This window comes from Mucilaginibacter sp. SG564, from assembly GCF_013149275.1.
Taxonomy (GTDB): Bacteria; Bacteroidota; Bacteroidia; order Sphingobacteriales; family Sphingobacteriaceae; genus Mucilaginibacter.
Map to the genome: position 1 here is coordinate 167,066 of NZ_JABGNA010000012.1, position 19,740 is coordinate 186,805.

14 protein-coding genes are annotated in these 19,740 nt (G+C 43.3%); 6 read left to right on the forward strand and 8 right to left on the reverse strand.

Annotated elements, in window-relative coordinates; genetic code table 11:
* Window positions 1-63 precede the first annotated feature (63 nt).
* Together FHW89_RS23860 and FHW89_RS23865 are read right to left on the reverse strand one after the other, a co-directional pair.
* Window positions 64-774, reverse strand: coding sequence for a LytTR family DNA-binding domain-containing protein (locus FHW89_RS23860; protein WP_172337568.1), 711 nt, complete (start codon window positions 772-774; stop codon window positions 64-66).
* Window positions 771-1,784: a sensor histidine kinase gene (locus FHW89_RS23865; protein ID WP_172337569.1), complete on the reverse strand. Its 1,014-nt coding sequence runs from the start codon at window positions 1,782-1,784 to the stop codon at window positions 771-773. The genes FHW89_RS23860 and FHW89_RS23865 overlap by 4 nt, the downstream gene beginning before the upstream one ends.
* A 221-nt stretch (window positions 1,785-2,005) precedes the next feature.
* On the opposite strand from FHW89_RS23865, the gene FHW89_RS23870 reads away from it, so the two are divergent.
* The 3 genes from FHW89_RS23870 to FHW89_RS23880 all read left to right on the forward strand — a co-directional run bounded on the left by FHW89_RS23870 (window position 2,006) and on the right by FHW89_RS23880 (window position 5,706).
* Complete coding sequence (locus FHW89_RS23870) at window positions 2,006-2,521, forward strand: DUF2911 domain-containing protein (RefSeq protein WP_172337570.1); 516 nt, start codon at window positions 2,006-2,008, stop codon at window positions 2,519-2,521.
* Between the two features lie 55 nt (window positions 2,522-2,576).
* Window positions 2,577-3,080 carry a hypothetical protein gene (locus FHW89_RS23875; RefSeq protein ID WP_172337571.1) on the forward strand — a complete coding sequence of 168 codons (504 nt, stop codon included), beginning with the start codon at window positions 2,577-2,579 and terminating at the stop codon, window positions 3,078-3,080.
* 148 nt (window positions 3,081-3,228) lie between these two features.
* Window positions 3,229-5,706: a TonB-dependent receptor domain-containing protein gene (locus FHW89_RS23880; protein WP_172337572.1), complete on the forward strand. Its 2,478-nt coding sequence runs from the start codon at window positions 3,229-3,231 to the stop codon at window positions 5,704-5,706.
* Between the two features lie 135 nt (window positions 5,707-5,841).
* Here the strand turns inward: FHW89_RS23880 and FHW89_RS23885 are convergent, their stop codons facing one another.
* Both FHW89_RS23885 and FHW89_RS23890 read right to left on the reverse strand, forming a co-directional pair.
* Window positions 5,842-7,938 carry an ATP-binding protein gene (locus FHW89_RS23885; protein WP_172337573.1) on the reverse strand — a complete coding sequence of 699 codons (2,097 nt, stop codon included), beginning with the start codon at window positions 7,936-7,938 and terminating at the stop codon, window positions 5,842-5,844.
* Between the two features lie 138 nt (window positions 7,939-8,076).
* A complete protein-coding gene (locus tag FHW89_RS23890; RefSeq protein ID WP_172337574.1) occupies window positions 8,077-10,365 on the reverse strand; it encodes a glycoside hydrolase family 95-like protein in 2,289 nt (762 codons plus the stop codon).
* A gap of 161 nt (window positions 10,366-10,526) precedes the next feature.
* Here FHW89_RS23890 and FHW89_RS23895 point away from each other — a divergent pair, with 161 nt between their 5' ends.
* Window positions 10,527-11,153, forward strand: coding sequence for a LysE family translocator (locus FHW89_RS23895; RefSeq protein ID WP_172337575.1), 627 nt, complete (start codon window positions 10,527-10,529; stop codon window positions 11,151-11,153).
* A 561-nt stretch (window positions 11,154-11,714) separates the two neighbouring features.
* A complete protein-coding gene (locus tag FHW89_RS23900; RefSeq protein ID WP_172337576.1) occupies window positions 11,715-13,268 on the forward strand; it encodes an alginate lyase family protein in 1,554 nt (517 codons plus the stop codon).
* Window positions 13,269-13,663: 395 nt separating this feature from the next.
* Here the strand turns inward: FHW89_RS23900 and FHW89_RS23905 are convergent, their stop codons facing one another.
* The 3 genes from FHW89_RS23905 to FHW89_RS23915 form a co-directional block, all read right to left on the reverse strand.
* Window positions 13,664-14,701: a PmoA family protein gene (locus FHW89_RS23905; protein WP_172337577.1), complete on the reverse strand. Its 1,038-nt coding sequence runs from the start codon at window positions 14,699-14,701 to the stop codon at window positions 13,664-13,666.
* 371 nt (window positions 14,702-15,072) lie between these two features.
* Window positions 15,073-16,428: a Gfo/Idh/MocA family protein gene (locus tag FHW89_RS23910; RefSeq protein ID WP_172337578.1), complete on the reverse strand. Its 1,356-nt coding sequence runs from the start codon at window positions 16,426-16,428 to the stop codon at window positions 15,073-15,075.
* Window positions 16,429-16,981: 553 nt separating this feature from the next.
* On the reverse strand, window positions 16,982-17,860 hold the full coding sequence (locus FHW89_RS23915) for a flagellar motor protein MotB (protein WP_172337579.1): 879 nt from the start codon (window positions 17,858-17,860) through the stop codon (window positions 16,982-16,984).
* A 188-nt stretch (window positions 17,861-18,048) separates the two neighbouring features.
* Between FHW89_RS23915 and FHW89_RS23920 the strand changes: the two genes are divergently transcribed.
* Entirely contained in the window at window positions 18,049-18,681 is a 633-nt protein-coding gene (locus FHW89_RS23920) for a DUF1349 domain-containing protein (protein ID WP_216650682.1), read from the forward strand.
* Window positions 18,682-18,755: 74 nt separating this feature from the next.
* Here FHW89_RS23920 and FHW89_RS23925 read toward each other — a convergent pair whose 3' ends face one another.
* On the reverse strand, window positions 18,756-19,649 hold the full coding sequence (locus FHW89_RS23925) for a DUF3078 domain-containing protein (RefSeq protein ID WP_172337580.1): 894 nt from the start codon (window positions 19,647-19,649) through the stop codon (window positions 18,756-18,758).
* Between the last annotated feature and the right edge of the window lie 91 nt (window positions 19,650-19,740).

The window sequence follows — 19,740 nt, forward strand, 5'->3', positions numbered from 1 at the left end:
TAAGCTATCCGGACCAAATGGGTTTTGAGACGGAAATTTCAAGACCTTTTGTTTACGGGGGAATTAAAATTTCCGTTTTTTAATGATCTCCATAAAACTGTTCCTGAATTTTTCACTCACAGGGAGGCGCTTTTCGCCAATGAAAATATGGTTATCTTCTATTTTAACCAGTTGTTCTGTATTGATAATATAGGAATTATGCACCCTTACAAATGGCTGCAAAAGCTGTTGTTCAATATCTTTTAACCTACGATAAATGAGTAACTGCTCCTGTGCGGTAACTAATCTTATGTAGTCTTTTTCTCCTTCAAAATACAGAATATCCTTTAGTGATATTTTCCTAAATGCTTTACCCGATTTTACAAAAAAATAATCACCGTCCGATTCAGCATTTGCAAGCGTTGCCGGTTCGCGTTTCAAAAAATAAGACTCTATTTTTTGTACTGATGATAGAAAACGCTTTAGCGTAATAGGTTTTAGAAGATAGTCTATCGTTTGAAAACTATAGCTCTCTGCAGCATACTCAGAATAGGCTGTAGTAAAAACGATTTTAGTTTGGGATGGTAATAAAGCGGCCAGCTCCATACCCGTAAGCTGAGGCATGTTAATATCTAAAAAAATAAAATCTACCCGATTCTTCTTCAAAAAAGCCAATGCCTCCAGGGCATCATAACACTTGACTTTTAGCTGCCATTCTGTGCTTTGTTTTATCAACAACTCCAACAGGTCAACTGCATCTGGTTCATCATCAATAATTATGCAGCTCAAACTCATAAAAGTGGTATTTTTAAAAAGGCAAGGTATAGTTCCCCATTTTTCTGGGTAGTCAACTCAAAATTTGAGCCATAAAGCATCGATAATCTTTTTGATAGATTGGAAATTCCAAATCCGTTTGTATTAGTCGGCACCGTTGAATTGAACCATCGGTTACTTGTACTGAATAGCAAGTACCCACCCTTTTGCACCAGCGAGATATCTATTTGGTTTTGCTTACTTGACTTATTTATCCCATGCTTAAATATATTTTCCACAAAGGTCATCAGTAACATCGGAGGAATACGTAGTTCTGCCTGATATGCCTTCTCAAAATTGATAATAACACCGTATCGGATACGAATTCTTTCCAGCGCCATATAGTTTTCAATAAACGCCACTTCTGTTGATAAGGGTACCACATCCTTTGGGCTTTCATCTACAAAATAACGCATGATATCAGATAAGCGCTCTATCAGATTGGCCGATGGGGGATCAACTTTGTAAACCTTGTAGTAAATATTATTCAGTGTATTAAACAAAAAATGAGGCTGTACCTGCGATTTAAGCAAATTGAGCTCAGCCTGGCTTTTTTGCAACATGATCTCTTCTGTTTGCTGTTTTAAAGTAAAATAAGCAATGGAAATGCGAAAAATAAGACTGAGAATATAGATCAGGATTCCGCTTGGGACATAATATAGCAATCTCCAAAAGCTGATGTGAACTGGTTTTATGATGGAGAAATATTGATAAACTATGATGGAGATATAACCCCGCAACATCCCGACAACCACAAGAAGGAGTACCACCAGGACGCCGTACCATACAAATTTCCTTTTTTGATAAAATATGGGGTACAAGAACAGGATATTTCCATAAATGATAATTGCGTAGGAAAGCGTGCTGATGATGGTAGATATTACAGACTTCCGGGGGCCGTCCATTGGTAATGCTGAAAAAAAGATCAACAATAATACCGCAACCCAAATGAGCAGTTGAAGCAGTGTAGTGCCGGGCTTTTTTAATTTCATATTCAAAAATATCAGCCTTTTATATTTTAAGATACAGTTTTACATCGTTTGGGTATTATTCTCTGCGATTACCCTTAAAATTTAGATGGTTCACCAAAAAGACGTTAAAACCCCGGTTGTCGAATAAACAACCTTTTTCATTCGAAATAAAACCGGGCGGGTCGAAAAGATTCGTGAAGGTAATTTGCAAAAGGCAGCTTTGATTATCAAAAATCAAAGTCATGAAAACATTTAAAAACATTTATCTGCTTTTAATCGCAGTAATTCTATCGGCCCCGGCTCATGCGCAAGTCCCTAAACCAAGGGTAAGCCCGGCCGAATCGGTAACCGGAAAAATTGGTGAGGCTACCATTACTATTCATTACAGCAGCCCCTCGGTAAAGGGAAGAAAGATCTGGGGTGGTTTAGTTCCTTATGATACGGTTTGGCGTGCTGGTGCTAATGAAGCCACCACATTTGAAATCGACAAAGACATCAAAATAGCGCATAAACAACTGCCTGCTGGTAAATATGGTTTTTTCCTGGTACCCAAAGAGAAAGACAAATGGATAGCTGTTTTCAATAAAGTACCCAATCAGTGGGGTGCGTTCAAATATGATGAAACCAAAGATCAGCTCCGCGTTGATGTAAAAACAACCACCTTACCAGATGACCAGGAAATGCTGATTTATAAGATCACTCCAAAAGGGGTTTTATTAAACTGGGAAAAGCGATCGGTATTTATTCCGGTAAAATAATCCCATAAGCAGAACCAGAACTTATCTATTATCAACCAATTAAAAATCTATCCAAATGAAAAAGGTTCTTGTATCAACTTTTCGTGGCGTATTTGTATTTGCAATATATGCTATGATGGTTTCGTGCGGCAAAAGTGGAAGTAACAAAGTTACTCCTCCGCCTACAAATGGTCATACACTAAAATTTACTATAACGGTTGCAGGAATCGCGTCTACGGGTAATCAGGGCTTAATAAACCTGGTATTTAACGGAGTAGAAGCTGCCGATCCTACAAATAAAACTAAAACCCTTTGGAAAATAAATGGTGCTGAGCAACAAAACCAAACCCTTCTCAAATTTAATGCGCTTGATTTTCCACAGGGTAAACCAACTACCATAACGATAGAATCAACCGTGCCTTTATATTCACCAGTTGTTAACTTACATTTTGCAAATGCCACGTTACTTCCTGCTTATACCATCAGTGTTAAAGCAGAAGAGGATGGGAAAGTACAAGTTGATGATGAAAGCATCAGCATTACAGGCGCCAATATTTATGATCATACCTATACCTACTAACCATTCACATGGTTAGTAGTGACCGATTAATATCCGGGCTCTATGGCAATTAGTGAGCGCAGCAACATAAGACCAGGACACGATCGATTTTATCACCTACCAACGCCATAGAGTCCATTTACTTTCCATTTATTAAAATTTCATCCAGATGAACCTGTTTAAGTTCAAATTAGTAATAACCATACTCGTGCTTTCGGGCATTTGTAATAATCTATATGCTCAAAACAATGGAAGGATAATTGGCCTGGTAAAGGATGCCCAAACTCATGAAGCCATCTCTTTTGCCACTGTGGCTTTAATAAACTCCACAACTAAAACTAATATTTTGGCAACGCAAACAGATATCAGCGGGAGTTTTGTGATGGGCAATTTACCTCCGGGTACATTTACGCTCAGGCTAAGTTATTTAGGCTATAACCCTGTTGTTAAAGAGAATATTATTATCAATACTTCTGTTAATACCTTAAACGTGGGTGAAATTCAAATGAGTTCATCGCCCAACAAAGTATTAAATGAGGTAACCATTACAGCCAAAAAACCAACCCTGCAAAACAAAGACGGGAAAAAAGTTTTCGCTGTAAACCAAAGTCTGGTAAGCCAGGGTGGCACCGCTGCCGATCTGTTACAGAATGTGCCCACACTTCAGATTGACGCGAATGGCAATGTTAACCTGCGGGGATCAACCGGGGTAAAGGTATTGGTTGATGGCAAACCATCGCTCATTGCCGGTGGCGACGTTACACAAATCCTTCAATCTATCCCGGCCAGTTCCATCGAAAACGTGGAAGTAATTGCCAATCCATCTGCTAAATATGATGCCGAGGGCCAGGGAATTATCAATATCATTTTAAAAAAGAATAGTAAAGCAGGTTTCAATGGTTCTGTGACTGCCTCCGCTGGTACCCGCAATAATTATAATGGCAGCGGGAGCTTAAGTTACCAAACAGGCAAAGTAAATGTTTACGGAAATTACAGCTTGCGCGATGGAGATACCTATAGTAATGGTTTTCAGTATCTCACCTTTTTACAGCCAACAGATGCAACGGTTTACTCTAATGAAACCTTCCCTTCTACCACGCATAACAAGATACAAAATGTAAAGGCGGGCATTGATTATTCATTTACACCCAAAAGCATCCTGAGTGTTTCGGCTAACCTCAATCTGCGCGATACCCACCGTGATGAATTATTAGAAATCAATAATTTGGATGCAAACAACACACCCATTCAGTTAAATCATCAAAATAATACCACCACCAGTAATGGAAAAAGCGATGAGCTGGACCTGGATTACAGCCAGCACTTTAAAAAACCTAAAGAGGAATTGACTTTCAACTTTTCTTATGCTCATGGCACCTCCCGCAATCTCCAGGTTTATCAAAACCATTCAAGCATTATAAGCCCACGGGGGCCAGTACCTCCGGATCCTAATCCCTTAGAAAGCGATTTATGGAACAATGGTAATAATTATAATATACAGGCCGATTACATACTGCCTACAGGTAAAACAGGGCAAATATCTGCCGGCTACCGTAGCCAGATCAGCCTGGGCAACAATAATCAATATGCTTATGATCTAAGCAATGGGGTTTCCTCTCCTTTCTATACTTATACCAACCTTTTCAGCAGCAATAAACAGATTCATGCCCTCTATTTAAATTACCAGGATCAAATCCGAAACTTTAACTATGAAATAGGGTTAAGAGCGGAGGATTCTCACCTAAACGCTACCTACACCGCGTATGACCCCAACAACTCGTTATACAGCACACCTATCCGGGTGCCCAGTAAAGGTTTGTATCCCAGTGTATTTTTAACGCAAAAATTGAAAGCCGACCAGCAGTTGCGGTTTAGCTTTACCAACAGAGTAACCAGGCCTACGCCAAGAGAGCTTAATCCATCCACAGATTTCTCTGATCCAACAAATTATGAAACAGGCAATCCGCATTTGATACCCGAGAGCATTAATTCCCTGGAACTGGGGTACAATAAAAACTGGAAAAACATTTCATTTACCTCGAGCTTTTACTATAGCCGGCTTAATAATGTCATTAAACACATTGAGAGCGCACCAGTTAACGGATTGATCATCACCACAGCTCAAAATTTAAAACATTCTACAACCACAGGCCTGGAGCTGATTGGGCATTTTGATTTGATCAAAGCCTGGGATTTTACCGCCAATGCCAACATTTTTGAGCGGCAGAATGATGCTGCCCCCCAATTTGGAATAACGGCAAACAGTGGCTTAAGCTGGAATGCCAACATCACCAATAACATAGCTATTGCAAAAAGCCTGGCCATGCAGATCAGGGCAGATTATCGCGCTGCTGATTTTATTATCCAGGACAGGAACCGCCCGGCATTTGGCCTTGATGTAGGCGCCAAATACGATTTCCCGGGCAATCAGGCTTCTTTGAGTTTTAATAGCGTTGATATTTTCAACAGCCGTAAATGGGCATTTTTAAGAAGCAGCGATGCTTTGCTCCTGGATTTTCAGCGCCGTACACTGGGTTCAAGAGCTACGCTAAGCTTTACTTATCACTTTGGTAAAAGCACGGGCGTTTACAAACAACCTAAGAAGAAAGAAGATAGCCCGGATAAGCGGATTGATGATGCTTCTTAACGATAAAAAAGTTCATGTTTTCGGTCAATACTACAATTTCTTCAATCGTTCTTTAGATCAGTTAGTAGTAATTAGGTGTTCAGAAGAAAATGCCTAATTTATTAGCTTACGCAGCTTCTCACTTCGTGAAATGCTTCAATTATTCAAGGGTAACTCTACGTAAAAAAATGTTCCGTTGTTTTGCTTGCTTTCAAACCAGATATGCCCTCCATGAGCTTCTACTATCTGTTTAGAGATGGCCAGTCCCATGCCAAAGGGTTGTTCACCGGCTGTTCCTGGCCTTTTGGCTTCGGTGAACATATCGAATATCTTATCATGCATTTCTTTGGGTATACCTATACCATGATCTTCAATAGTTATCAATACGCTATCTTCCTTGCCGATCATCTGCACATTGACAACAGCACCGCTTGGACTGAACTTAATCGCATTGGCTATCAGGTTACTGATTACCCGCCACATTTTTTCACGGTTAATGCTAATGGTGAGATGATCAGCAGTTAACAGGATCTGCTGCCCCTTTGCTTCTGCTTTAAAATGTAAAAGTTCTACACAATAATGGAGTAGCGTAAACATATCAACAGGCTCCATTTTCAATTCTTCGACCCGAGTGTGAATTTGTAAAAGATCATCAATCAGGTTCAGCGAATTTTTTCCGGAAGTCTTGATCAATTCCAACATGGTATGATCATCACCGGGCCTATGTCTGTTATCCAGCATCATGGTAGCAACGGTCATCATGGCACCTACGGGGTTACGCAGGTCATGTGCCACCATTTTCATCATACGGGTATTATCTTCCTGGCTTTGCTCCAGCGCGGTAAGCGTTTTTTGCATCTGCGTATTATATTCGCTGATCTTCTGGTTCAGCTTGGTAAGTTCATTCACACTATTGCGGTAACGCTTCAGGTTATACCATACCAATAGTAAAATAATGATCGTCATCACCGCAAAAACAATGATTGCAACCAGGTAAGTGGTTTTTAACTGATCGTTTTTGCTTAATAAAGTTAACCGGTATTGCTGTTCGATATTCTTAAATCCCTGATCTATATCGGCGATCTTTAAACCCTTACTAACCTCATCCAACGAATCGCGCATTTTATCATATTGCTGAACATACTGGTATGCCAGTGCAACCTGTTGAGTTTTATCGTAATAGTTCCATTTTAGTTTTTTCCATTTCAGCCGATTATCAGCATTGCTCTGGCTTTTCCCGCGCCCGGCAAGCAAATCCCGCTCAATTTGTCCCAATAAAGAATCGGCAGCCGTAAACCGCGAAAACTTTATGTACAAACCAGCCAGTTTTAGCTGCGCTGTTTGCGCGTCTTCCATAGCATACCCGGGCCTGTTATTGATATGAATGCTTTCCTGCAGATATTTTTCTGCTTCCGTATAACTATTCATCAGAGCATAGGTGCCACCCAAATTACCGTACACAACCGCCCGGGCCATTTCTGCAAACTGTTTTTTATCCGGAAAGCGCCCGGCATTACGGTCAATAAAGGTTAACGCGCGTTTGTAGTAATAAACAGCGCTATCGCGCATATTTGCCTGTTCAAAACACAGCGCTATCGTATTGAGGTGCGATTGCGGGTAAATAAATAAGTTACTAAAGCCTGCGCCAGCTTTACAATGACTGTTTTCGGCGAATGCCTGCTTAAAGTAAGGGATAGCTCTTAAGTAATTGCCTTGACTATATCTTACCATTCCTAATTGATAAGTGATCTGGCAATAGCTGCAACTATCCAGGTTTTTTTGAGCGAAGAGCTTACCATCATAATAACATTTAAAGGCCTCGGCGTATTTTTTTTCAACCATCAATACATCGCCTTTGGCAAATACGGCACCAGCATATTCGGCTTTGTATTGCAGTTCCTTACCTTTCAGTATCAACATCATACTATCGGCATATAATTTTTCCTTTACCAGGTTTTTGTCGTAGTATAAATAATAATTAGCCTTTTGATTATATTTTTTCCACAGGTCAGGGATTCCGGGATCAAAAAAAACGTTGTATGCCGAATCGAGATAATTAACAGAACGCTCCAGTTGACCGCTATTAAGTAAAGTATTGGCTTTGTCGATAATAGAATCGGCAAGTGCGGGATGATTATTATTTTTTGTAGCTACTTGCTCACACGCAGATAAAAACAGAATACAAATGAATAGGGGAACTAAGTATCCCCATTTTATTGATTTAGCAAGATATAAGCATAAAGGCAAAGGCATAAGCTAAACATTTGATAGCATTTATAAAAGGTATACGGATAAGGCTTAGATAAAGTTAAAATTTGTATTTATAAACCATCAAACTGATCAATTGCTTTTGCCGAAAAAATTTAAACTATGTAGTTTAATAAGGAGCTATCATTCATATCCATTTTTTAACACAAGCACCGCGCCGGGTTTAAAGTCAAGATCAATAAGGCCATCTTTAAGGTTGCCTATTTCAACATCCGTTTGACTTTGAGCAAACCATGTTTTGAACGGGAGTTTCAATTTGGTTTTCCCACCTTTTTCAGATACAATCTTCACTTCATCAATTTGGCCATTTTCCTTTTTTACGCTGACCAGGAAGGCCCCTTCGGCCCGCAAATTTTCAAAGGAAAGGTTTTTCCACGTAGCCGGTATAGCCGGTGTTATCTCGATAAAACCCGCATAACTTTGCAGCAGCATTTCCTGCAACCCCGAAGCAAAGGCGAAGTTACCCTCCAAAGTAAAAGGGCGATATTGAAACTTGGAATAACCCGATTTCGTTTGATCGCCATTTAGGTGGAAACTATTGATGGAGCAAAACGCTTTGGCAAAAATAGTGAGGTCTTTAGCAGCGCCCAGGCCATCTTTTGCACGGGCCTTCATATTGGCCAGCCACGAATAAGAGTAACCACACCAGTAAGCAGGCCCCACACTATCCAGCAAATGGATGGAGTTTTTAATAACCGATTGCGCCATTTCGCCATCCTCCCATTTCAGCAAACCCAGCGGATAGATACACAACATGTTGGAAAAATGCCTGTGCGATTGATTATAAGCCATGGAAGGTGCAAACATCAATTCATTAGCCGGCGTTACCGCGAAGTCATCAAACTCATCATATATCTTTTGCCAGTGCGCTGCTTCGGCTTTTTGATCCAATTCGGTAGCCAGCTCGGCCGCGGCTTTAAAAGTAAATTTCATCAATGCCAGATCGTAATTGGTGTTTTGATGAAACCAGGCGGTAATGTCGTTATCATTGATCTCGGGACTTGAGCTGATAGGCAATTTACGATGGCCTTTGCTATCTAAAACCGTCAGACTTTCGATAAACTGGGCGGTTGATTTTATCCATGGATAGGCCCGGATACGCAAAAAGTTTTTATCCATGCTATAGCGCCATTGCAAATAGTAATGCTGTCCCAGCCAGGAAGATACCGTTGGCGAAAGCGAGTATTGTATCCATCCGCCCATTTCTGTACCGTTCATGGTTGTAACGCCCGGTACGGCCAATCCGCTTTTACCAAAATACATTTTGGTATACCGTTGGTAATTGGTTTTATTGGCATCCAGATGGTTCAGGTAAGCCATGCCCTCATCCAGGTGGTTAGCGCTGTAGCTGGGCCAATAGCTAAGCTGCGTATTCAAATCGTGGTGAAAATCGCCTTTCCAGGGTGGCAGGCGACCGTTATCTGCCGTCCATACCGCTTGCAGCGAGATTGGCGGGGCACCTACCCGTGATGCCGAACCAAATTTGTATTGCTCCAGGTACCACTGTTTCTCCAACAACGCGTCCGGTATATGAATGGCCGATTTGCTCCAGAAATTATCCCACCAGTTTTCATGCGAGTCGAAATCAGTCTGAAGTCCCCGTTTTAAGGCGTTCGCCGATACTGCGGCAGCTGTGGGGTTGATCTTTTTAGCGGGATATTGTGAGGAGATAGTCCACACACCTTCTATAGTGTTTGCATTTACCTTATGCCAGCTTACGTTGATCTGGTAAGTAAAACCGCCCCAACCCTTTTGTTTATAGGTAATACTATTGCCTTGCTGACTGATGGTTCCGGCCGGATAACCCAGGCGCGACAGGTCATCACCGCCAACCGGGTCTCCTGATACTTTTATTGCACCCTGGTATTTTGGGGCTATCAGTTTGGGCTCAAATCCTGTTTTGATATTCTCAAACCTGAACCAGCCTACCGGCGCCGTGGCATGTACAAAGGTTTTCAACACAATGCCATTTGCCCACCTAACCGTGCATAACGCGTTGGACAGGTGCAGATTGACAGATTTTACCTTTCCCCAATCTTTGGTATCAAACTCCAACGCGCCGCCAGGAATTTTGGAAGGAGCCGGTTCATGATCATAAGGTTCATCCAGATACTTTTGCACGGGTTTATAGTCCTTTTTATTTACCTGGTTAATAACCCATTGATAGCTAAATTCTTTACGGTGCAAGCCCTTCATTGGGCGCTGATCCCAAAGGTCGGCCCTATCGAGCGAGAATCGTAAATGATCGCCCTTCTGCCATATCAACGCGCCCAGCATGCCATTACCCAGCGGAATAGCCTCGTCCCATTGCCTGGCCAGGGTATCAAATTTTAAGTCGTGCTTTGTTTCATTTTGTGCCGATACACTTTGATAAAATAAAAGACCAGCGATGATCAGGATTGCTTTTCTCATAATAGGTACAATTTCAGGCTATTCAAAATTGGCTAAAACCACTCTTTGGCAATTTATGGTTTTGATTTTACTATGTTACTAATATCTGTTAACAGACACAAATCATTCACAAAATACTTACCCCCTGCCGCAACTCTCTCCGAATCGCTATCTTTGAAAATATGGGTATCATTAATTACGCTACTTTTATTGTCGCCTCCTTTTTGTTTATCATTTCGCCGGGTATAGACACGGTTTTTATTTTGAACAAATCCATTGCACAGGGGCACAAAGCCGGCATATACGCTACGCTGGGCATCACCACTGGTGTATTGGTACATACTACGTTGGCCGCGTTCGGCTTATCGCTCATCCTGGCACAATCGGCTATGGCTTTCAGCATCATCAAGTACGCGGGAGCGGCCTATCTGATCGGCATGGGTATCTCCAAATTATTCGCCGGTGGTAACATGATCAAACAGGAGGGACAAACACCATTAGTTTCAGTCCGAAAAACCTATGTTTCAGCAGTTTTCACCAATGTACTCAATCCCAAGGTGGCTATCTTTTTCCTGGCATTTTTCCCGCAATTTATACAACCCGCATATATTCATAATGCCCGGCCATTTATTTTCCTGGGGACAACCTATGCCGTTATGGGTTTGCTATGGCTTTTGGTATTAACTTTCTTTGCAGGATCATTCTCGGTTAAACTCAAAAACAGCCCGTTTATAGGCACCTGGCTCAATAAATTTTCGGCTGTAGCTTTTGTGCTGATGGGGATTAAAATTGCTTTTACCAAGAGATAATTCCATCACTATTAGCTTAGGTCGACCTTCATAAACACAGCAAAAAGTGGGTTTACATGGGTTTACACTTTTCAGCGTAAATTTCATATTAAATACCTGAAAATCAATTAATTAAATTTATTTTAATGAAAAAAGTGTAAACCCACTTTTTACACCATAGAGTGTTGTGTTTTTATGCTTCACAATATACACTAACGAAAACGTTATCGTAAATAAATACCTGAAAATAAGCTTTTTATAAAAGCTTATAAATAAATTTGATTTAACCACTAATTAACCTACGCTTTACAAACCCAATTCTTTTTGGCAACACCTTCCGGGTAGTTTGTTGCTATTGTCTGCGCTTTTTAAAACCAATTTTACATAACATAAACCAATTTTAAAATGACAAGAAACCCCGCTTTAACATCCGGCTGATGATACTGCCGTTTTGCAGGTATAGCTATATAAAAAGCAAGGCATTTCGGAGTGCTGTTGCTACACCTTTATCAGGGTGTTCGTCATAGATATACAGATCAAAAAAATAAATTAACCAAACCTATAAACCAAATTTCTTGAGCTATGAAAAAGAAAACCACCTACTGGCTGGCTTTTGCCTGCCTGTTTGCCCTGTGCACGTTGTTGTGCCAGTGTAAAAAATCAACTGTTAAAGGCAATACACCCGATGCCGCACCGCAAACCAGTCCGCGCGCGGTAACCACTTTTATCCATCCCGGCGTGATCAATACCCAGGCCAATCTTGATCTGATCGCCTCGCAGGTAAACAGTGGCGATGCCACCCGTACGGCCGCTTACCAAAAAGTGCTTGATTTTATCAGCAACAATGCCCTGCCCACCCAATTTTACACTACGGTTTATGTAGGATCGAACGGGCATACGAGCCCGTCCAAAAGTCAGATCCGTAAGGATGCCGAACTGGCTTACGCGCTGGCCCTGCGTTTTGCCAAAACAGCCGATATTACCTACGCCAACCAATGTATCGCGATATTGAACGGTTGGTCATACACCTTCCAGAACTACGCCCCTATTGATGCCTCTGACAATCCTAACCAACCTGCCCTGGAAGCCTCCTGGACCACACCCAGCTTTGTAGCCGCGGCCGAAATTATCCGTTATTACAAACCCAATGGCGTATCGGCCAATTGGTCTACCGCGGATATTAACAAGTTTAACGACTATCTGAACAATGTAAAAAACAACTACATCAACAACGTACCTGCCTATAATAACAACTGGAATGTATCTGCCGGTTATGCTAAAATGGCCATCGGCGTTTTCCTGAACAGTGCCAGCGTTTTCCAGGCAGGTGAAGACGCGATCAACGCCGTTTTACCCCAGGTGATACAAAGCAACGGTACCATGCCCGAGCTTTGCGACCGCCAGGATTGCGTGCATTACCAGTATTCGTTAACCGGCTTAACCTATGCCGCCGAAATAGCTAATATGCAGGGCGACGGCTCATTGTACACCGCACTTTCCAGCCGCATCAGCGCCGGGTACGATTTTGAGCGCAGCGCTTATAACCAAAGTACCGGCTGTAACTATTGCTCCACCTCCAGCCCTATTTTCCCGGGTGTTGAGGTGGCTTACTATCATTATGGTACCGCCAATATGCTGTCATTACGTAACCAGCAGGACCCACTGGGTGTGCCTAATGATAATACCTTTTTAGGCTTTACTTCTTATACTCACTTTAATCTGGGTGGCAGCACTACGCCGCCAACAGGTTCAAATCCACCAATCGGATCGGTTATTTCCCTTAAAGGTTTCAATAATGCCTATGTAAGCGGCGAAAATGGCACTACAGCCATGACCTGTACCCGTACCACTGCCGGTGATACAGAGCATTTTACCGTGATTGATGCTGGCGGCGGCAAAATTTCCCTGCGCAGCAAGGCCAAATTTGTATCCTCAGAAAATGGTACCATGGCCATTACCTGTAACCGGGCAACAGCCAGCGATTGGGAAAAATTCGACTGGATAACCACGCCCGATGGCAAGGTTACCCTGCGTGGCAATAACGGCAAATTCATCAGCAGCGAAAATGGCACCCAGGCCATGACCTGCAACCGGGCTACAGCCTCGGGCTGGGAATCATTTACCGTTGGTCAGTAAAAAATAAATTATATCACAAAGCCCTTAGCACTTAAGCGGGGGCTTTGTACAAAAACTTTTTAAAGTTCTATTTTAACATTTTTCTGCTCTAAAACGACAAAAAAGGGGCCGAAAAAACTCAAAATTTATTCGGAAACATTCGTTTTAACAATTTTCGGCAAATTTTTGATGGGCTTTTTATGATTTAAAAAGTTTTAAATCATAGCATAGCTTTTTTTGCTCGCGATGATTTCCCCATTCCATAACCCCCTTCCTCCCCTTCCCCAAGGAAGGAATCGCACAAGGCCCCTATTTTTTTGATGACTGTCATGCTGCCAAGTCGAAGCATGCTGGGCGCGACTCCGCGCCCTACCCTTCGACGGAGCTCAGGGTGACAGCACTCCTTTTACACCATATTACTTCTTCCCAAAGCTCCCGGCCAGTTCATTCAATTTTGCTGCGCTAATGGTTTGCCCACCATTGCTGATCACGATGCGGTAGCGGAACCTTACTGATTCGCCTTTTTTAAGGGTCAGGTTCTTTTCTGATTTGCCGTTGGTAAAAATCTTTTCACCCAAGGGGTTGGCCGCGAACAGTCCATAGCCGCGGGCATGCCAGAAGGTTGGGTAGTTTACATTTTTAGGATGATCAATAATGGCTATGCTTACCGAATCGGTACCCATCTTGCCGTAAACCTTGCACCATACACCCCGCGTGCTCCAGGCATCGTTGCCTGTTTTGCCTTCGCTGGTGAGGTAGGTACCGTTGGCGATATGGTCCTTGCCGCCTTTTACAACGGTTACATTACCTTTATCGTCGGTATATTTTTGGTCGGCGGTATCGGGGATCTGCAGTTCATGGGCAAAACGCAAACCCAGCAAGCCGTCTTTGGCATCTTTAAACAAGGCGTCTTTATCGGCGGTCAGCGTAGTGTAGCGATCGATAATGCGTTGATGATCATCGCCACTAAATTCAAAGCGGGTGATTTCTTCCAGGATCACCTCCTTTTGTTGATTTATCCAGTTGGCGTGGTAGCTCAGTACACCAGTATTTCCACTCTTGGTTTCCAATATTTTATCCGTGCGGATCCAGCCGTAAGCGTGCTTTTTGCTTTGAGGGATAGCGTAGGAATTGTTCCAGAAATCGAGCCCGTTAAGGTTTTCGAAATTAAACCAGATGCCGATGTGATGCGGATGATCAACCGGATCACCTGGGCGCGGCGCCAGCGGGAAACCACGGGTTACTACGGTGCCGCCAGCGGTATACAGGGGATACAGTACGGGTTTCTCCAGCGTATCGGGAAACAGGAAACTGGTGAAAGGTTTACCACCGATGGATATATCTATTTTGTCTTTTGATACTTTGGTGATCTTTACAGGCTCGGCCTTTTGAGCTTGTGCTAATGAGGATATCGTTGCAAGGATGGCGATGCTTAAAGTTTTTATGGTTCTCATAGTATGGTTATAAGGTTAAATAAACACGCGGTATCGACTCACCCCGACATCGCTGCGCTTGTCACCCCTCTCTCCGCTTCGCGCATAGAGGGGAGGAAAAGAACAAAGACTTTTGGATCAAAGAGCAAGGACAGAACAAAACGGTCTTTGTTCCTTACTCCAAAAATCCTTCTACCCCTCTTTCCGCCGCAGGCGAAGAGAGGGTGGTCCGGCGAAGCGTAGACCGGGTGAGTCGGCTATGCGTCATGCTAATTTTGCGCTCGTGGGCTCCCCTCTTGAGAGGGGCAGGGGTGTGTTTCTTCGCTTTCATAAACACACCCCGCCAATTCACAAACCAACGCGCCCCCTCTCAAGAGGGGAACTATAAAAAATCAATATTTAAACACCTTTCCATTAGCCATTACTTCCTGCGTAGCCTCGTCAAAAGTGGCTTTGTAGCCGGTATGCACGGCGGCATTGGTCATGATATTGGCTATGGAATGACTGTAGCCTGCTTCGACAGGGGCATGCGGTTCCTTACGGCTGCGTACGCTTTCCATCCAGTTGCGCACGTGGTTGGAGGTAAGCACATCGCCGCCGGTATTGGCCGATGCAACCACCTTTTCGGTATTGGCCAGGCTGATCTCGGGCAGCAGGTTGGCCTGCATATGCATGGCATCGGCCATTTTCTGGGTCAAACCACCCTCTGGCGAAACTTTGTTGGTGTTCAGGTTCAGTTCGCCACCGTTGGAGTAATAGATTTCGGCCGGGTGCTCATCGCCATTGTGCATGCGCGAGCCAAAAGTTACCTGAAAACCTGTGGAAGGATCATCCAGCGGACCATAATCAAACGCAGCTAAAATGGTATCCCAGTTTCTGCGGCCGTCCTTCCATACATATATACCCCCATTGGCTACCACGCTGCGCGGATGTTTTAAGCCGGTAAACCAGTGTACGGTATCAATCTGGTGGCTCATCCATTGGCCAGCCAAACCCGATGAGTATGGCCAGAATAATCTAAACTCTAAATATTTACGCGGATCAAAAGCCTCATAAGGGCGGTTCATGATAAAGCGTTTCCAATCGGTGTCTTCTTCTTTGAGCAAACCCAGCAGATCCGGTCTGCGCCAGCGGCCCGGTTGATTCACGTTCCAGGTTAGTTCCACCATGGTGATCGGACCAAACTTGCCCGAGCGTATAAAATCATTAGCCGCATGGTAATTGGCCCCGCTGCGGCGCTGTGAGCCTATCTGTACAATTTTGCCCGATTCCTTTACCGCTTTGAGGGCGGCGCGGTTATCTTCCATGGTTTCGGCAAAAGGTTTTTCTACATAGGCATCGCAGCCGGCTTTTACCGCCTCGATGGTGTGGCGTGCGTGCTGAAAATCGGCCGTGCTGATAAACACCGCATCGACCGCTTTGCTGTCATACATTTCCTCGTTATTGCGATAGGCCTTTACATCGTGCTGCATCTTCTCTTTCCAGATGGCGGCTCCTTCTTCACGTCGCCGTTTCCAGATATCAGATACGCCAACCACCTCAAAGTTGAGTTCCTTGTAATGGTTCATAAAGCTGGGGATATGTGAGCTACGGTGACGGTCTGAAAAGCCCACAACGCCCACCCGCACACGATCGTTGGCACCGATGATACGTTTATAGCTTTTGGCGCTCCAGCTGTTTTTGGCAAGCATTACACCGGCACCCGCCAGCGCGGCCTGCCTGATAAAAGTACGGCGTGATTTTTCCATGAAGAATAGGTAAATTGGTTAAAAATGACTGGTCGGCTTTGACCAGCCAAACCAAATATCGAAGAAAACTTATAGAAAAGCCAACATTTTAACTGTTAATGCTACAAGAATATACGGAAACGATTGCGTAAAGGGGTTGTTACAAAAGGGTTGATACGTCCTAAACGCTATTGCTACCTCAAGCGTCCCACTTGTGGCCACCGTGCTTAGTTACTGTACAAATAAAGACTGCAACCGAACCACAAGCGAGACGTATGCGGTAGCAAAGGCAAGATCAATCGTCATTAGTTAACAGTTTTGCAAACCCCATCGGGGTTAAAGCTTTGTAGAGAAATTCGGTTGTGAAAATCAGTGCCGTAGGTACTGGACTCAGGTTGCATACCTGCGGCATGCTTAAATGCTTCTGGTTGGTTTTCTACAAAGCCTTTACTTCTCGGGAATATCCGTTGCCGGTACACGCATGCCTTAACCTATCTTGTTGCCTCCGGATCTCCAAACAAAAAAGCGGCGGTCATTTTCATGACCGCCGCTTTTACATCATTACTTATGCTTATTATTTCTGTGGTGCTATAGGCTGTGGCGCTGGCGCTTTGCCTATCAGATCCATAAACTGATCCAGTTTTGGCGTAATGATAATTTGTGTACGCCTGTTTTGGGCTTTACCGGTTGGGGTACTGTTATCAGCAATCGGGTTGTATTCACCACGACCGCCAGCTGTTAAGCGTTTAGGATCAACCTGGTAATTGTTTTGCAGGGCCTGCACAACTGATGATGCACGCAGCGCGCTCAGATCCCAGTTGTTGCGGATATTTTTCTGAGAGATAGGCACATTATCGGTATTACCTTCTATCAGCACATCATAATTGCTGTAATCGGTAATGATCTTGGCAATTTTGCTTAGGGTTGCGCCTGCCTTGTCTGATATTTCATAGCTGCCAGATTTGTACAGCATGTTATCAGACAGCGAAATGTAAACCACACCTTTCAATACCTTCACATCAACATCCTGTGTTTCCTGCGGACTTAATGAACGGGTAAGGTTATTGGTTAACACCATATTGAGCGAATCGCTTTTGCTTTTGGCATTTATCAGCTGCTGAATGTAACGGTTTGAGCTGTTGATCTCATCAACCAGTTTAGAGATATTCACGCTACCCTGGTTGCTGGAATTTAAACATTTATCCAGCGCATCCTGCAAGGCTTTTACGTTCGACCTTTCGGACTTGAGCTGATCTTCCAGGCTGCTTACCCGACCATTGGCTACGGCCAGCGCCTGTTCGCTGGTTTGATACTTCACGCTCAGATCGCGGGTGCTGTTCTGAAGCTGGGTATAGTTGGCATCCAGCTCTTTGTATTTTTTGGTGCTTACGCAACTTTGTCCAAGAACTGCTACTACAAGCAGCCCCAGGATGGATATTCGATATTTCATCATTTGATTTTTTTTATGCTTAAATATAGTACAATAAAGAATAACTAATCAGCCGCCATAAAGTTTGTTTACACATAAATGGCAACAGCTTGTTAACGCTCATTTATGCAGTAAAGTACATGTATCTGTTACAAAGCGATAAACTTATTTCCTATCTTGGCGGCACATTTTTCTAATTACCTATCTAACAAATGAAAACATCTTTTAACAAAAAAATCAAACTAACCGCTATGATCTGCCTGTTTGCCGCTACCGGCGCTTTTGCGCAAAGTAATCCCGAGATGAAATGGTTTAACAAGCCAACCAAAGCGGCCGAAGGGAATGCCCAAAAATTCACTTTTACGGTTGATCCGGGTACCGATTACTGGCAGGTTACACATTACGGCTTTAAGCGCGACAATGGTCCGTTTTACTACCAGGAAGCGGAGGGTAATTTTGAGGCCAGCGTAAAGATCACCGGTAGCTACCATGAACTGTTTCACCAGGCCGGACTAATGATCCGCATCGACGAAAAAAACTGGATCAAAACCGGTATTGAGTATGTTGATGGCGTGCAGAATGTAAGCGCTGTGGTAACCCGCGAAGTGTCAGACTGGTCGGTTGTGCCGCGTCATGACAGTCCGAAATCGGTATGGTTAAAGCTGCTGCGTAAAGGCGATTATGTAGAGATCAAATACTCTTTTGACGGGCAAAAATTTGATATGCTGCGCCTGGCTTATTTCCCGCCTAATGTAAAGGCCGAAATTGGTATGGTAGCCGCCGCGCCGGGTAAACTGAGCTTCCCGGTAACTTTCGAGAATTTTAAAGTTGAAGCTGTTAAATAAGTAAAAGCTTTTAATAAAAAGCCCCTTAACCATCAGGTTAAGGGGCTTTTGTTTTATGACGAATACCAAACGGCTTAAAACTTATAGGTTAAACCCGCGCCGAAGATCTGCTTAACCTGCAGACCTATCTTGGTGGTCTTCACGCCATTTTCAACAACGGGTATTTTGGTTTTACCATCATAAATCAATTGCGCACCAGCATTTACGGTTACAAACTTGTTTACTTTCATAAACAGGTTGGCGGTATAATCGGTATAGATATCGTCGGGTTTATGCAGATAGTCTGAGTATAGTTTCAGGATATTTTCCAGGCTGATGTTTTGTACCAGGTTAACCTTGTAGTAGGCATCAAAAGAGGCGCCAAACTGAAACAGGCTTTTATGATCGGGTGTAACACCAAAAGCCCCAACATGCGAAAGGGAATCATTCCTCACGATAATGATACGTGCCGCGGCAGGCGAAATATTGATCCTAAAGTTATCAGACTTTTTGTAAGCGAAACCAGGACCGAAAGTCAGATAAGCCGGAGCCAGGAAATCTGATAAGAGTGTTTTTGGCGTGGTACTATAGTCATAACCTTTGGTAAACTGACTCTGGAAGTTCATATAAAACGTATACAACCAATATTTTGATAGCTGGCGGCCCAGTAAACTATTCAGTATGATACGGTCGTCGTTTTTGCGCCATCCTATATCTTTTTGTTTGCTCAAGCCATAACCCAGGATCACTTTGTTGTCCCAGCTCCATTTATCTTTTTTATAGTTAAAATCATAATTCAGGATCAGGTTACCGGCAAAGGAATTTACACCACCTGCCGACCAATCTTTATACGAGCTTTGGTTAATGAGGAAAGTGTTTTCGCCATGTATGGTCCATCGTTTGGCGGTGTCTGGCGGTGTTGTGGGAGTTTGCGCATAGCTGATGGCTGCCATGCATAGTGCGGCTAACAATAGGGAAAGCTTTTTCATAAAGGTAAAATGTTTAATGGTTTTTAAAATATACCTGCCATTCATCCTACCCGCTGTAATAAGGTTTCCCCTACTAACTATCCGTTCTTTT